This window comes from Halomonas sp. BC04 (assembly GCF_000568385.1).
Map to the genome: position 1 here is coordinate 1 of NZ_AZQX01000310.1, position 12,952 is coordinate 12,952.

At 62.6% G+C, this 12,952-nt stretch carries 11 protein-coding genes and 3 pseudogenes; 1 reads left to right on the forward strand and 13 read right to left on the reverse strand.

Translation table 11 applies throughout. The features are described from left to right. Window positions 1–16: 16 nt before the first annotated feature. The 4 genes and pseudogenes from Q427_RS21020 to Q427_RS21035 form a co-directional block, all read right to left on the reverse strand. Window positions 17–229 (reverse strand): hypothetical protein, encoded by a 213-nt coding sequence (locus tag Q427_RS21020; protein ID WP_043517063.1) that lies wholly within the window; start codon window positions 227–229, stop codon window positions 17–19. Window positions 230–373: 144 nt separating this feature from the next. Then, window positions 374–1,097 (reverse strand): annotated as a pseudogene (locus tag Q427_RS21025) (3'-5' exonuclease). Window positions 1,098–1,100: 3 nt separating this feature from the next. Beyond that, window positions 1,101–3,014, reverse strand: a complete 1,914-nt coding sequence (locus Q427_RS21030) for a DUF294 nucleotidyltransferase-like domain-containing protein (protein ID WP_043517064.1) — start codon at window positions 3,012–3,014, stop codon at window positions 1,101–1,103. 148 nt (window positions 3,015–3,162) lie between these two features. Next, window positions 3,163–3,549: a DUF4168 domain-containing protein gene (locus Q427_RS21035; protein WP_043517065.1), complete on the reverse strand. Its 387-nt coding sequence runs from the start codon at window positions 3,547–3,549 to the stop codon at window positions 3,163–3,165. Between the two features lie 208 nt (window positions 3,550–3,757). Here Q427_RS21035 and Q427_RS21040 point away from each other — a divergent pair. Beyond that, window positions 3,758–4,676 (forward strand): annotated as a pseudogene (locus Q427_RS21040) (DMT family transporter). 13 nt (window positions 4,677–4,689) lie between these two features. Here Q427_RS21040 and mtgA read toward each other — a convergent pair. The 9 genes and pseudogenes from mtgA to Q427_RS21090 form a co-directional block, all read right to left on the reverse strand. Continuing rightward, the gene (mtgA, locus tag Q427_RS21045; RefSeq protein ID WP_043517066.1) at window positions 4,690–5,403 is read right to left on the reverse strand and encodes a monofunctional biosynthetic peptidoglycan transglycosylase; all 714 of its coding nucleotides are present in this window, start codon (window positions 5,401–5,403) and stop codon (window positions 4,690–4,692) included. A 24-nt stretch (window positions 5,404–5,427) separates the two neighbouring features. Next, window positions 5,428–6,282 carry an S-formylglutathione hydrolase gene (gene fghA, locus Q427_RS21050; RefSeq protein WP_043517067.1) on the reverse strand — a complete coding sequence of 285 codons (855 nt, stop codon included), beginning with the start codon at window positions 6,280–6,282 and terminating at the stop codon, window positions 5,428–5,430. A 26-nt stretch (window positions 6,283–6,308) separates the two neighbouring features. Continuing rightward, window positions 6,309–7,418: an S-(hydroxymethyl)glutathione dehydrogenase/class III alcohol dehydrogenase gene (locus Q427_RS21055; protein WP_043517068.1), complete on the reverse strand. Its 1,110-nt coding sequence runs from the start codon at window positions 7,416–7,418 to the stop codon at window positions 6,309–6,311. Window positions 7,419–7,645: 227 nt separating this feature from the next. Further along, window positions 7,646–8,574 (reverse strand): annotated as a pseudogene (locus Q427_RS21065) (branched-chain amino acid ABC transporter permease). A gap of 58 nt (window positions 8,575–8,632) precedes the next feature. Next, complete coding sequence (locus Q427_RS21070; RefSeq protein WP_043517070.1) at window positions 8,633–9,520, reverse strand: branched-chain amino acid ABC transporter permease; 888 nt, start codon at window positions 9,518–9,520, stop codon at window positions 8,633–8,635. A gap of 62 nt (window positions 9,521–9,582) precedes the next feature. Further along, the gene (locus tag Q427_RS21075) at window positions 9,583–10,806 is read right to left on the reverse strand and encodes an ABC transporter substrate-binding protein (protein ID WP_043517071.1); all 1,224 of its coding nucleotides are present in this window, start codon (window positions 10,804–10,806) and stop codon (window positions 9,583–9,585) included. Window positions 10,807–10,941: 135 nt separating this feature from the next. Next, window positions 10,942–11,634: an ABC transporter ATP-binding protein gene (locus Q427_RS21080; RefSeq protein WP_043517072.1), complete on the reverse strand. Its 693-nt coding sequence runs from the start codon at window positions 11,632–11,634 to the stop codon at window positions 10,942–10,944. A gap of 55 nt (window positions 11,635–11,689) precedes the next feature. Further along, window positions 11,690–12,463: an ABC transporter ATP-binding protein gene (locus tag Q427_RS21085; protein WP_043517073.1), complete on the reverse strand. Its 774-nt coding sequence runs from the start codon at window positions 12,461–12,463 to the stop codon at window positions 11,690–11,692. 273 nt (window positions 12,464–12,736) lie between these two features. Next, a partial coding sequence (locus Q427_RS21090) for an L-serine ammonia-lyase, iron-sulfur-dependent, subunit alpha (protein ID WP_043517075.1) occupies window positions 12,737–12,952 on the reverse strand: 216 nt, incomplete at its 5' end.

Below are 12,952 nucleotides of genomic sequence, written 5' to 3' on the forward strand. Positions count from 1 at the left end.
CCCCGGATATCTCGCTTCAGGTCCTTGCCAGCCGCCGACCCAGCAACTGGGCTAGCGACGCGTTCAATACCTCCGTCATGGGCAGGGATGTCAGCTCGGTCAGGTTGGCACTGGCCCTGAGCACGGTGTCGGCGTCCGCGTCGAGCACAAGCAGCCAGCCGCAGGGCTGGATATGGCCTGCAACACCAAGGAGCCCCGGCTCTTCAGGCTCGCTCTGTGGGGAGATCATGTCGGCGCTACCTCGCTTGCCAGCCCCGAATGGTAGCCGACCAACTAACGGACGATAGTGACCATTCTGGACTCATCGACTCGATCCTGAACCCTGGAATACCGCACATGTCCATGGCCAACTCATGCGCTACAGCCGAGGCGGCTAGCTCCACAGCTCGCTAACCGCTACCCGGGGTCGATAGTGAGTGGCGATCTGGGCCTGGAACAACTCGGCCGTGGCCAGGGCATCGAGCAGCGCATGATGGCCTGGTACGCGGGCAGGCCATAGCGCGCCCGGCTGTCGCCCAGGCGTATCGATACCGGTGGCCGGCGCATCCAGCGGCGAAAGCGTGCCCAGAGCGAGAGCCGGTGTCGTCGCGCTTCCAGAGACATGGTGTCGATGACGGGAAAGCGCAGCCCCTCACCCAGCCGCGACTTGGCCGCCTCATCCAGGAACGGCCGCTCGATATGCCGGAAGTGCACTACCGCAAGGCGGCCGGCCATGGCTTCGAGCAGGTCGGGCAGCACCGCCGCCAGGTCCGGCGCCTCGGCGATTTCCGAATGGGTGATGTGATGGAAGGTGATCGACTCGCTGGACAGCGGGCGGGTTGGTCGCACCAGCCAATAGCGACGTTCAGCCAGTGAATTCGCCCGAGGGTGAATGGCACCAGGCCAATACTGACGATATCGTGGCGACGCGCATCGAGCCCGGTGGTCTCCATGTCCAGCGCCACCAGGGGCACCTCGCCGATGGGGATCTCAGGGGGCGGGCAGCCGGCGGCAAAGTAGCGGGCAAGTTCAGGGCGAGAGGTCTCGCCGGCTCGCGCGGCAAGATACCCCGGCCAGTCGGGAAGCGAGCGCTGTGGCATCAGACGATACGAAGGCATGGCCTAGCGAGACCGGCCGGTGCGGGCCGGTATCGGGTATCGATACTTGAGGAACTTCTGTGCGTTGCTCAGGACCTGGAAGGCGTCCTTGAGATTGTGGCGCTCACTATCCTCGACGTTCTCCGGCTCGATGTTGTTGTCCGGCACCCGGTCCTGCTGTATATCGATGACCTGATGGCGTATCCGTGCCATGGCAATCAGCTCCAGCGCATATCGCAGCTTCTCGCCGGCCCCCGGTGCCAGCAACTGGGTGTTACCGATGGCGTCGAGGCGCTCGAAGCTGTTCTGGGCCTGTGAGCCACAGGCCAGGGCATGCACCCGGATCAGGTCGACCATGGGGGCCGTACCGCGTCGCTTGAGGTTGATCGAGTTGTTCTGCTTGCCATCCTTTTCCATCACGAAGGTGCGGAAGAAACCCAGCGGCGGCGTACGGTTCAAGGCGTTTCGCGCCATGGCCGCCAGAAACAGTGGGCTCCTTGGGGCCTTCTGAGCTATCAGGTCCTGAAGCTGTTCGACATAAGCCTCTTCACCGAAGCTGCTATCCAGGTCGAAGAAGATCGAGCTGTGCAGCAGACGCTCGGGGGTGGGGTTGTCGATCCAGTCGCTGAAGTAGCGTTTCCATACCGACAGGGGCTGGCGCCACTTGGCGTTGGTGGCCATCACATCCCCCTTGCAGTAGGTGTAACCACAGGCATCGAGACCATCGCTGACCCGCTGGGCCAAGGCCAGAAAATAGGCGTCGTGTCGTTTGGCATCGAAGGTGTCGGAGAGCACCAGGGCATGATCCTGGTCGGTGACGATGGACTGCTCGTTGCGTGCCATGGAGCCATTGACCATGAAGCAGTAGGGGACCGGCGGCGGCCCCAACTCCTCTTCGGCCAGTTCCAGCAAACGCCGGGTGAAGCTGCGACCGATGGTCGACAAGGCACTGCCCACCATCTGCGAATTGGCGCCCTCTTCCACCATGCGCACGAAGGCGGCACGTACATCGGGGGCCAGCTTGGCCAACCCCTCGGCGCTGGACTGGTTGAAGATATTGCTGACCAGGTAGAGGCTGCTGTGTGTTTCGTAGCGGATGATGTCCGAGAGGTGCACGATACCCACCGGTCGGCGACGGTGCAGCACCGGCAAATGGTGAATGTTGTTGCGCAGCATGCACAGCATCGCCTCATGCACCGATTCGTCGGACTGGATGGTGATCAGCCGCTCGCCGAGCAGTTCGCCGACGGGGGTGTCAGGCGGTAGGCCCTCCGCCACGACCCGCGTGCGAAAGTCACTGTCGGTCAGGATGCCCCGGACCATCCAGGGTCGGTCTTCGCTATCGGTGAAGGTGTAGCGCGGGTTGTCATCCGGCGAGTCCAGTACCAGTGCCGCCGAGGCCTGGGCGCCCCCTATCTGACGGGCCGCTTCCTGTACCGTCGTGGTGGCCACGATCATGACCGGATAGCGCGTCAGCAGCTTGCGAACCCGGGTGATCATCATGTCATTGGCTTGCTTGTGCTGCTCTACCGCGGCCTCCATGCGTGGCCGGCCCAGCTCCACGAAGTCGGCGAAATGCTCATCGGCCTCGCAGAGCCGATGAAACAGCGGCTCGGGAATGAAGTAGATCAGGGTATCTTCCAGCGCCCGCGCCGGGAAGCGCACCCGATGATTTCGCAGCAGGCTGAAGTGGCCGAAGATGTCCCCCTCACCCAGGCGATTGTAGAGATCGCCGTTGCGACGATAGACCTCCACGGCGCCGCTGCGGATATAGCAAAGCTCATGCAGCTCCTGCTCGAGCACCAGGATATCGCTACCCGCCTTGAAATAGCCCACCGCCACCTGGCCTGCCAATTCATCGAGCAGATCGTCGGAGAGGCTCTCGAAAGGGGGAAAGCGACTCATGTGCTGACGAATTTCCCGTAGCTCCACTTCCATGCGTCACCCCGCTACCAGCACAAGATAAAGTTGCGACCAGTGTGTAAGGGCACTGCCCGGCTGTAAAGCGCCGTATACGACTCGCGAATAGCAGAAAGGCCACCCGGAGGTGGCCTTTCGTCTTCACGCTGCCGATGGCGGCATCAAATCATGACTGCTCGGCCATCTGCTGCACACGCTGCATCAGCTCGGGATCCTGCTGGATGGCGTGACCGATAGCGTTGAAGGTATCCACGTCGAGACCGCTGTCCTCGACCACTTCCACCATCTTGTCATTGGCTTCCATACGCACTTCCTGCTGAGTCTGCTCATCCTCGGCGGCGTGCAGGCGCTCGGTGTACTCCTGGGAAATCACGGCGATATCCTGAGACGCATCGGCGAACTGCTGAAGCTGGTCGTCAGAAAAGTCTTGTGCCGGGGCGGCGGCTTGCGGCTGCTGCTGAGGATCGCCCGCCGTGTCTTGAGCGTGTGCCTGAACGGCCATGAGGCCGGCAGTGAGCAGGGCGGCCGAGAACAGTGCAGTCATCCGTTGCATGAAATACCTCCAAACGTATTGCGTGGGTGTCTTGCGGTACGTGGGACTGTGACGCAAAGGGAAAGCATGGGTTCAAAACTTTCATGTAACGGAGCGTAATATTCTTCGCGCCAGAAATACTTACTCTGCTAGCTTCTACCCGGCCCCAGGACACAGTATCGTCCCTACCATCGTCCCTACTTTATTCGAACAAGGATGCTGTCTGTCAATGAGCGCTCCCCTCCACTCCCGGCTCGATACCGTTCTGCTGGCAGGCATGCCGATACTGTTCGTGGCCCTCTGGAGTACCGGCTTCATCGGCGCCAAGTTCGGCCTGCCCCATGCCGAACCCTTCACCTTCCTGTTCGTGCGCTTCGTGCTGACCCTCATGCTGCTGGCGCCACTGGTCAAGCTGTTCAAGGGCGGCTGGCCACAAGGCGCCCGACTATGGGGGCATATCGGTGTTTCCGGGATGCTGGTGCACGGCGCCTACCTGGGCGGCGTCTTCTACGGGATCTACCTGGGCATGCCGGCAGGCCTGGCCGCGCTACTGGTGGGTCTGCAGCCACTGCTGACGGCCACCCTGGCCAGCCCGCTGCTGGGCGAGAGAATTTCTGCGATTCAGTGGCTCGGTCTGCTGCTGGGGCTTGCCGGTATCGTGATGGTGCTGGGCAGCAAGCTAGACCCGGGGGCTGCGCTGTTTCAAGGCTTCGGCCTGGGCGCCCTGGCCAGCATCCTGGCCGCGCTGGCGGGGATTACCTTGGGCACCCTGTACCAGAAGCGCTTCTGTACCGGCATGCCCTTGCTTTCGGGCACCGTAGTGCAATACCTGGCGGCAGGCTGCCTGCTGGGCCTCGGCGCCCTGCTGTTCGAGGAGCGCAGCATCGACTGGACCCCCACCTTCGTCCTGACCATGGCCTGGCTGGTACTGGTGCTCTCGATCAGCGCGATACTGCTGCTGATGGCGCTGATCCGTCGCGGCGAAGCTCCCGGGTGGCAAGCTCTTCTACCTGGTGCCACCGGTCACGGCACTGCAGGCCTGGTGGTTGTTCGATGAGCGACTGCCATTGATAGGGCTGGTGGGCATGGTCGTCACCATTTTCGGCGTCGTGCTGGCCGTTCGCTACAAGCCGGCCGGCCAGGCATGACGCCATCATCGACTCAGTCGGCGGCCAGCCGTTGCAGGTAACTCGGGCCACCGAGGTTGCGCATCTGCTGGCGTATCCACTGACTGCGACGCTCCGTGTGTGGGCCCGGCCGTGCCGCATCCCAAGCCCGGGGATTGGGCAGTATCGCGGCCAGCCGGCTCGCCTGCACTTCGTTCACCTGGCTGGCCGAAACGCCGAAATAGTGTTGTGCGGCGGCCTCGAGGCCGAACACACCATTGTCCCACTCGGCGATATTGAGGTAGACCTCGAGGATTCGCTCCTTGGGCCACAGCGTTTCGATCAGCAGGGTAAACCAGGCCTCGAGCCCCTTGCGGGCCCAGCTTCGCCCGGTCCAGAGGAACAGGTTCTTGGCAGTCTGCTGGCTGATGGTACTGGCGCCTCGCAGGCGCGCGCCGGAGCGGCTCGCCTCCCAGGCACGCCGCATCTCGGCGACATCGAAGCCCCGGTGATCGGGAAAGCGTTGATCCTCGGCGGCGATCACCGCCAGCTTGGCGTGGTCGGAGAGCTCCTCCCATGGGCGCCACTGATGCTGGATCGGCAGCGATTCGCCGGAAAGCCAGGCCTCGACCTTGCGCTCCAGCATCACCATCGAGCCGTAGGCCGGCACGTAGCGCATCATCAGCACCAGCACCAGCGACAACACGACGAAGGCGGCCCCGACCAGGGCCGCCCAGCGCAGGACACGAAAGAAAATGGCACGAATCATGCCACGCCTGACAGCGTTCGTTGATCAGCGTTTGAAGAGATACTCGGCATGATAGCGCAGGTGGTCCTCGATGAAGCTGGCGATGAAGTAGTAGCTGTGATCATACCCCGGCTGGCGACGCAGCGTCAGTGGGTGGTCGTGTGCATGGCAAACCGCCTCGAGTCGCTCGGGCTTGAGCTGCTCGTCAAGAAAATCGTCCTCCTCCCCCTGGTCGATGAACAGCGGTTGACTCGACGCCCCCTTGGCTACCAGCTCGCAGGCATCGTACTGGGTCCAGCTGCCGGGGTCATCGCCCAGGTACTCGTGGAAGGCCTTGCGCCCCCAGGGGCACTGGCTGGGATTGGCGATCGGTGCAAACGCCGAGACCGAGCGATAGTGGCCGGGCCGGCGCAGGGCCATGATCAAGGCACCGTGACCACCCATGGAGTGACCACTGATGGCCTCACGGCCATTGAGCGGAAAGTGTTGCCGAGCCACCGAGGGCAGCTCCTCGGTGACGTAGTCATACATCCGATAATGCTTCTTCCAGGGCTCCCGGGAGGCATTGACGTAGAATCCGGCACCGGAGCCGAGGTCGTAGCTATCGTGCTCACCCGGCAGGTCGGTACCACGAGGGCTGGTGTCCGGGCAGAGAATGGCGACTCCCAGCTCTGCCGCCACACGGTGAGCCCCTGCCTTCTGCATGAAATTCTCATCGGTACAGGTCAGACCCGACAACCACCAGAGCAGCGGCACCCGCTCGGTCTCGGCCTGGGGCGGCAGAAAAATGGCAAATACCATCTCGCAGTCAAGCGCTCTCGAGTGGTGCCGGTAGCGCTTGTGCCAGCCACCGAAACTCTTGTTGGCCGATACCAGCTCGAGCTTTTCGGTCATGGTCATGGGGCGTCGCTCCTCAGCCTGTCGTCTCAATAGTGAAGCACGGTACGGATGCTCTTGCCGGCGTGCAGCAGATCAAAGGCTTCGTTGATCTGCTCGAACGGCAAGTCATGGGTGATGAACTCATCGATCTTGATCTCGCCGTTCATGTAGCGCTCCACGTAGCCCGGCAGTTCGCTGCGACCCTTGACCCCGCCGAAGGCCGAACCGCGCCACACTCGCCCTGTCACCAGTTGGAACGGCCGTGTCGAGATTTCCTCGCCGGCGCCCGCCACGCCGATGATCACGGACTCGCCCCAGCCCTTGTGGCAGCACTCCAGCGCCTGGCGCATCACATTGACGTTGCCGATGCACTCGAAGGAGTAGTCGACCCCGCCATCGGTCAGGTCGACGATCACCTGCTGTATCGGGTCGGCGTGGTCCTTGGGATTGACGAAATCGGTGGCACCGAACTGGCGCGCCAGCTCGAACTTGTCCGGGTTGACGTCGATGGCAATGATGCGGCTGGCCTTGGCCATCTGCGCGCCCTGGATCACCGCCAGGCCGATGGCACCGAGGCCAAACACGGCGACGGTGGAGCCCGGCTCCACCTTGGCGGTGTTGAGCACCGCGCCGATACCGGTGGTCACGCCACAGCCGAGCAGGCAGATCTTGTCCAGCGGCGCTTGCCTGGACACCACCGCCAGGGAAACCTCGGGCAGCACGGTGAACTCACTGAAGGTGGAACAACCCATGTAGTGGTGCAGCGGCTGGCCGTCCAGCGAGAAGCGCGAGGTGCCGTCGGGCATCAGGCCCTGGCCCTGGGTGGCTCGCACAGCCTGGCACAGGTTGGTCTTGCCGGAGAGACAGAACTTGCACTGTCCGCACTCGGCGGTATAGAGCGGAATGACGTGATCGCCGGGCTTGACGCTGGTGACGCCGGGGCCGACTTCCTCGACGACCCCGGCGCCCTCGTGGCCCAGCACCGAGGGGAAGAGGCCTTCCGGGTCGGCGCCGGAGAGAGTGAAGGCGTCGGTGTGGCAGACGCTGGTGGCCGCGATGCGCACCAGCACCTCCCCGGCCCTTGGTCCCTCGACGTCGATCTCGACCAGTTCCAGCGGCTTGCCGGCGGCCGTGGCGATGGCGGCGCGTGATTTCATGGCGATCTCCTTGCTTCGGTTCCCTTAATCGACGGCTGACGTCGGCACACAATGTCTCGATGCAAGGCTCACTTCCGACCTTGCAGAGACCTCCCCCAGCATATCAGCCTGTGGGGCATTCGCCTCCCCGATAGCGTCTCTGTCGATTCCTTGGGCGTCAAGCAGGATGATCTCATGAAAAAAGGCGCCCCATGCTGGGGCGCCCAAAGTGGCCATACCGACGGCCTTCACTTGAAGTTCTTGCGATACATCTTGGTAATCTCACCGACGATACCGCTCCGGAAGCTGAGCACGCAGATGACAAAGATCAGGCCCAGAATGACGTTGATCCAGTTTCCCAGCGGCGACTGCGCCAGCATATGTTGCAGACTGACCACCAGGCCCGCTCCGACGATCGGACCGAACAAGGTGCCCACGCCGCCGAGAAGCGTCATCAGGATGACCTCACCGGACATGTGCCAGTGGGCGTCGGTCAGCGAGGCCAGCTGGAAGACGATGGTCTTGGTGGAGCCGGCCAGGCCGGCAAGACCGGCGGAGATCACGAAGGCCAGCAGCTTGTAGGCATCGACGTTGTAGCCCAGCGACACCGCCCGCGGCTCGTTCTCGCGAATCGCCTTGAGCACCTGGCCGAAGGGCGAGTGCACGGTGCGCTGCACGATGGCAAAGCCGATCAGGAAGACCGCGAAGACGAAATAGTACATCGCCAGGTTGCTACGTAGCTGATCAAGCCAAACAGGTGCCCCCGCGGCACACCGTGAAGGCCGTCTTCACCGCCGGTGAAGGGCGCCTGGATATAGAAGAAGAACATCAGCTGCGCCAGCGCCAGTGTCACCATGGCGAAGTAGATGCCCTGCCGACGGATCGCCAGTGCGCCAAAGGCAACCCCCAGCAGCACCGCGGCACCGGTCCCGATGAGAATGCCCAGTTCCGGTGTCAGCCCCGGATAGCTCGAGAGCAGGTAGCCGGTAACATACCCGCCCGTTGCCAGGAAGGCGGCATGGCCGAAGGAGAGCAGGCCGGCGTAGCCGAGCAGCAGGTTGAAGGCGCAGGCAAACAGTGCAAAGCACAGCACCTTCATCAGGAAGACCGGATAGGCGACGAAGGGTGCCAGCAGCCCCACCACGATGAGCGCCAGGTAGAAGGCATTGCGTCGCATGTTGGCTCGACGCTGACGCTCCATGACGGGGGTCAGGGTTTGAGTCGTGGCCATGATGTCATGCCTCCTTGCCGAAGAGTCCGGCGGGTCTGAGCATCAACACCAGGATCATGACCAGGAAGATCACGGTGTTGGCTGCCTCGGGATAGTACACCTTGGTCAGGCCCTCGATCAGGCCCATGCCCAGGCCGGTGAGAATGGCACCCAGGATCGAGCCCATGCCCCCGATGACCACTACGGCGAAGACCACGATCAGCAGGTTGGAACCCATGGTGGGCGAGACCGGGTAGAGCGGTGCCGCCAATACGCCGGCAAAGGCGGCCAGTGCCACGCCGAAGCCATAGGTGAGCGTGATCAGCAGCGGTACGTTGACGCCGAACGACTGCATCAACGCCGGGTTCTCGGTACCGGCCCGCAAGTAGGCACCGAGACGCGTACGTTCGATGATGAACCAGGTACCCAGGCAGACGACCAGCGCCGCCAGCAGCACCCAGGCCCGATAGACGGGCAGAAACATGAAGCCCAGCTGAAAGCCACCTTGCAGGGCTTCCGGGGTCGGATAGCGTGCACCCGACACACCGAAGAAATTGACCAGCGTGCCTTCGAAGATAAGCGCCAGGCCGAAGGTCAGCAGCAGGCCGTAGAGGTGGTCCAGGTGGCCGATACGGCGCAGCAGCAGTCGTTCGATCGCCATCCCGAACAGGCCCACCACCAGCGGCGCCAACAGCAGCGCCGCCCAGTAGTTGATCCCCAGGTAGCGCATCCCCAGCAGGGTGGCGAAGGCACCCAGCATGTACATCGCCCCGTGGGCGAAGTTGACGATCTTCAGCAGGCCGAAGATCACCGCCAGGCCCAGGCTCAGCAGGGCATAGAAGGCACCGTTGATCAGGCCCAGCAGCAGCTGGCCCATGAACACCGCCAACGGCACCCCGAATATCATCGTCATGTTAGGTTCTCCTCGCCGTCAGAGGGGCGGCGGCCTGGGGCCGCCGCCGTGTCTTGCACCGCTCAGTTCTGGACCAGGTCACACTGACTTTCGGACAGCGGACGATAGGCCTCTTCGGCAGGAATGGTGGCAAGAATCTCGTAGAGGTCCCACTCACCGGTCGAGTCGGCCGGTGACTTCACCTCGGCCAGGTACATGTCGTGGATCATGCGGCCATCCTCACGCAGGCGACCGTTGCGAGCGAAGAAGTCGTTGATCGGCTGCTCCATCATGTACTCGCGTACGGTGGCCGTATCGTCGCTTCCGGTCGCCTCGACCGCCTGCAGGTAGTGCATGGTGCTGGAGTAGATGCCCGCCTGGACCATGGTCGGCATGCGATTCATGCGCTCGTAGTAACGCTCGGACCACTCGCGTGCCTCGTCATCCATGTTCCAGTACCAGCCGGTGGTGAGCAGCAGGCCCTGTGTGGTTTCCAACCCCATGGCATGGACGTCATTCAAGAACACCAGCAAGCCGGCGAGTTGCTGGCCGGCCTCGACCACACCAAACTGGGCGGCGGTGTTGATGGCATTGACGGTGTCGGCACCGGCGTTGGCCAGGCCGATGATCTTGGCACCGGACCCCTGGGCCTGGAGGATATAGGAGGAGAAGTCGTCGGTCGGGAACGGGTGGCGCACACCGCCGACCACTTCGCCGCCACTCTCTTCCACGACCCGGGTCACGTCACCTTCCAGGGCGTGACCGAAGGCGTAGTCGGCAGTCAGCATGAACCAGGTGTCGCCACCCTGGTCGACGATGGCCTTGGCCGTACCGTTGGCCAGCGGATAGGTATCGTAGACCCAGTGGATATGGTTGGCAGAACAGTGCTCGTTGGTGATGCTGGACGCTGCGGATCCCGAAATGATGCCCAGCTTGTCGTTCTCCTTGAGCACATTGGTTACCGCAATGGTGACCGATGAGGCGACCATGCCGGCAACCATGTCGACATTGCGCGTATCGACCCACTCGCGGACGGTGTTGGCACCGACGTCGGCACTGTTGCGGTCATCCGCACTGAAGACTTCAATCGGGGCACCATTGACGCTGCCACCGAAGTCTTCGACGGCCATGCGCAGGGCCTCCAGGCCGCCCGGTCCGGCCAGGTCGCGATAGGTGCCGGACATGTCGGCCAGGTAGCCGATGCGGACCTCACCATCGCTGATTTCAGCCTGGGCGGTGGTTGCTGCCAGTGCGGCGGCGGCGGCAATGGCGATACTGCTGGCGAGAGTCTTCTTCATGAAGGTCATTTACGTCTCCGTAGTCCCATCGGGACTGCTTGTTGTTGTGGCGAACGCTGCAGCTGCAGACGTCGCTGCTCCGGTTTCTGGTTACGCAAGTTGCAATTTATCGTTTTAGTAAGCTGGCGGCTGGGCGCGGGGCGCTCAGACCCCCAGCAGGGAGTGGAGGTGATCCCGCTTCGAAGGCAGCTCGGCCGCCGAGATCTCCTCGATGATGCGCCCGTGCTCCATCACGTAGTGGCGATCGGCAAGCGGTGCGGCGAAGCGGAAGTTCTGCTCCACCAGCACGATGGTCATGCCCCGGTCCCTGAGTTTGACCAATACCTCGCCCAGCTTCTGGACGATGACCGGCGCCAGGCCTTCGGTGATTTCATCGAGAAGCAGCATGCGGGCGCCGGTGCGCAAGATACGCGCCATGGCCAGCATCTGCTGCTCACCGCCGGAGAGCCGGGTGCCCTGGCTACGGCGACGCTCGTAGAGGTTGGGAAACATCTCGTAGATTTCATCGAGACTCATGCCGCCGGAACGCACCGTGGGCGGCAGCAAAAGGTTCTCCTCGACATCCAGGCTGGCGAAGATGCCTCGCTCTTCCGGACAGTAGCCCACACCCAGCCGGGGGATGCGGTGTGGCTTCATGTCGAGGGTCTCGTTACCGTTGATCATGATCGAGCCGGTGCGCCGGCCGACCATGTTCATGATCGCCTTGAGGGTGGTGCTTCGCCCGGCACCATTACGACCGAGAAGGGTGACCAGCTCACCGCGCTTCACGTCGAAATCGACCCCGTGGAGGATATGCGACTCGCCATAGAAGGCGTGCAGGTCGCTGATCCGAAGCATCTCGCACCGTCATGATCCCGGTACTCTACCTTGTCGGGCTGCTCGGCTAGCTGGTTCATGCGCTGGCCTCCTCTTCCTCAACCTCGGTGCCCATGTAGGCTTCCTTGACCAGCGGGTTTGCTGAAACCGCCTTGTAGTCACCCTCGGCCAGTACCGCGCCACGGGCCAGCACGGTGATCCGGTCACACAGTCGACTCACCACGCTGAGATTATGCTCCACCATCAATATGGTACGGCCCTTGGCCACCTGACGAATCAGCTCAACGATGCGATCGACATCCTCGGCCCCCATCCCCTGGGTGGGCTCATCGAGCAGCATCAGGGTCGGTTCCAGGGCCATTGTGGTCGCCACCTCGAGTGCCCGCTTGCGACCATAGGGCATCTCCACAGTGAGGACATCCGCATATTCAGCCAGCCCAACTTGCTCGAGCAGGTCCATGGCGCGATCGTTGAGATGGTCGAGGGTGCGCTCGGACTTCCAGAAGTGGAACGAGGTGCCGATCGGCCGCTGCAGCGCCACACGAACGTTCTCCAGCGCCGTCATATGAGCGAATACGGCGGAGATCTGGAAGGAGCGCACGAGGCCCAGCCGGGCGATCTCGTTGGCCTTCATCTTGGTGATCGACTTGTCGCGATAGAGAATCTCACCGCGGGTCGGCGGCAGGAACTTGGTGAGGAGGTTGAAGACGGTCGTCTTGCCGGCGCCATTGGGCCCGATCAAGGCGTGGATATGTCCTTCCCGGACCTGCAGGTTGACATCGTCCACGGCGGTGAAGCCGCGAAACTGCTTGGTCAACCCGCGAGTCTCCAGTATGAACTCCTGGGTCATGTGACGTCCTCTCTGGATCGCCGCTGGCGATACGTGCTGATTTGTTGTCTTTGTCATGAAAGCAGTGGCTGCGATGTGCCAGCCGGGGACTTTCTAACCTTTACGTTAACGTAAGCTAGAGGACAGATACTCGCAGGGCAACACCTGAAACGTCGAACTCGACCAATGGCGTAGACCGCCAAGACTTCAATAGCTTGCAAACAAAAACGCGATGCCGCAGAGGGCATCGCGTGGATTCAGCATAGTCGCTTGATACGAAAGCGCCTTTCTCGTTCAGCACTCGATAGCATTGACCGCCAGCCCGCCGCGGGACGTCTCCTTGTACTTTTCCTGCATGTCGCGGCCGGTATCGCGCATGGTGCGGATCACCTTGTCCAGCGAGATGAAGTGCTCTCCATCCCCCCGCAGTGCCATCTGGGCGGCATTGATCGCCTTGACCGAGGCGATGGCGTTGCGCTCGATGCAGGGCACCTGCACCAGGCCACCGAC

What these genes read in the sequence shown, in the direction of transcription:
- Q427_RS21075 (WP_043517071.1), bottom strand. Translation starts at nt 10,806, where the DNA reads ATGACCTTCATGAAGAAGACTCTCGCCAGCAGTATCGCCATTGCCGCC.
- Q427_RS21055 (WP_043517068.1), bottom strand. Translation starts at nt 7,418, where the DNA reads ATGAAATCACGCGCCGCCATCGCCACGGCCGCCGGCAAGCCGCTGGAA.
- Q427_RS21085 (WP_043517073.1), bottom strand. Translation starts at nt 12,463, where the DNA reads ATGACCCAGGAGTTCATACTGGAGACTCGCGGGTTGACCAAGCAGTTT.
- fghA (WP_043517067.1), bottom strand. Translation starts at nt 6,282, where the DNA reads ATGACCATGACCGAAAAGCTCGAGCTGGTATCGGCCAACAAGAGTTTC.
- Q427_RS21020 (WP_043517063.1), bottom strand. Translation starts at nt 229, where the DNA reads ATGATCTCCCCACAGAGCGAGCCTGAAGAGCCGGGGCTCCTTGGTGTT.
- mtgA (WP_043517066.1), bottom strand. Translation starts at nt 5,403, where the DNA reads ATGATTCGTGCCATTTTCTTTCGTGTCCTGCGCTGGGCGGCCCTGGTC.
- Q427_RS21030 (WP_043517064.1), bottom strand. Translation starts at nt 3,014, where the DNA reads ATGGAAGTGGAGCTACGGGAAATTCGTCAGCACATGAGTCGCTTTCCC.
- Q427_RS21080 (WP_043517072.1), bottom strand. Translation starts at nt 11,634, where the DNA reads ATGCTTCGGATCAGCGACCTGCACGCCTTCTATGGCGAGTCGCATATC.
- Q427_RS21035 (WP_043517065.1), bottom strand. Translation starts at nt 3,549, where the DNA reads ATGCAACGGATGACTGCACTGTTCTCGGCCGCCCTGCTCACTGCCGGC.
- Q427_RS21070 (WP_043517070.1), bottom strand. Translation starts at nt 9,520, where the DNA reads ATGACGATGATATTCGGGGTGCCGTTGGCGGTGTTCATGGGCCAGCTG.